2 protein-coding genes are annotated in these 1,277 nt (G+C 43.9%); both read left to right on the forward strand.

Translation table 11 applies throughout. The features are described 5' to 3' along the window. Positions 1-340 (forward strand): flavin reductase family protein (locus tag ACS8FD_RS15110; protein ID WP_439276453.1); only part of this gene is annotated, 340 nt, incomplete at its 5' end. Between the two features lie 43 nt (positions 341-383). After that, complete coding sequence (locus ACS8FD_RS15115) at positions 384-1,217, forward strand: sulfite exporter TauE/SafE family protein (RefSeq protein ID WP_439262960.1); 834 nt, start codon at positions 384-386, stop codon at positions 1,215-1,217. Positions 1,218-1,277 lie beyond the last annotated feature (60 nt).

Below are 1,277 nucleotides of genomic sequence, written 5' to 3' on the forward strand. Positions count from 1 at the left end.
ACGCTCGCATGTGCATTTTGTAGAGAATAAAATCTTAACGGTTAATGTGCTAGGCGCGCAGCACGAACATTTATCCAATGCCTTTGCTTCCAGGTTAAGTGCAAAGGAGCGTTTTGCGCAGGGCGCTTGGACTGAGCTGGTCACTGGCGCGCCCGTACTACAAGATGCGTTGGTGAGCTTTGATTGCGTTATTGAGGATATTCAGCAAGTGGGCACTCATAGTGTGTTTATGTGCCGAGTAGTCGCTATCAGCCAATCTGAGCAAGATTCTGAGAGTGGCGAGAGTTTGGTCTATTTTAATCGCGCTTATCATCACGTTAGTCAAATACAAATGGCTTAAGTGATTCACCATTCAACTTCATTCAACTAAAAAGTACTCACCTGTGGAATTATTCATTTTTTTAATCATTGGCGCGCTAGCAGGGTTTGCAGCAGGGCTTTTTGGCGTAGGTGGCGGTACTATCATTGTACCGCTGCTATTTATTGTCTTTACCCAAATGGATTTCCCCGCTGATAACGTCATGCATCTGGCATTGGGTACCTCCCTTGCAACCATTATTATCACCTCTATCAGCTCGCTGATGGCGCACCATAAAAAAGGCGGCGTCATGTGGCCGGTCTTTAAAAACCTCGCCCCCGGTTTGGTGCTTGGTTGTTTTTTGGGCGCAGGAATTGCGGGACAGATATCTGGGTTATATCTTCAGCTTATCGTTGGCGTGTTTTTACTGTGGGTCGCCTATAAGATGTTTTTAGGTGGTAAAAAACAGGTCGCTAGTCATGCTAATGATGTCAGTAATACCAACCATAACAATATAGTACTACCCTCAAAACCTAAACAATTGGCGGCAGGTGGGGTAATTGGCATCGCTTCTGCTATCTTTGGTATTGGTGGCGGCAGCTTAACGGTGCCTTATCTCACCCGTTATAATGTGGTCATGCAAAAGGCGGTTGGCACCTCGGCGGCGTGTGGTCTACCTATTGCCATAGCAGGCGCGTTAGGGTTTATGTTTTTTGGTATGCAACAAGAAGTGAGTGTACCTAACACCATTGGTTTTGTGCATGTTTATGCCTTTTTGGGTGTCAGTATTATGAGCTTTTTTACGGCCAAAGTCGGCGCAAAAGTCGCTCATATGCTTTCACCGCAATTATTGAAAAAGTGTTTTTCAGTATTGTTATTCGTAGTTGGGCTTTATTTTCTTTATAAGGCGTTGGTTTGAGTATTTATATTGGTGTATTTAAAATTACGAATTTCTATTATGCGACTTAGTCTAATAAGA

Source organism: Psychrobacter sp. 1U2 (assembly GCF_051847575.1).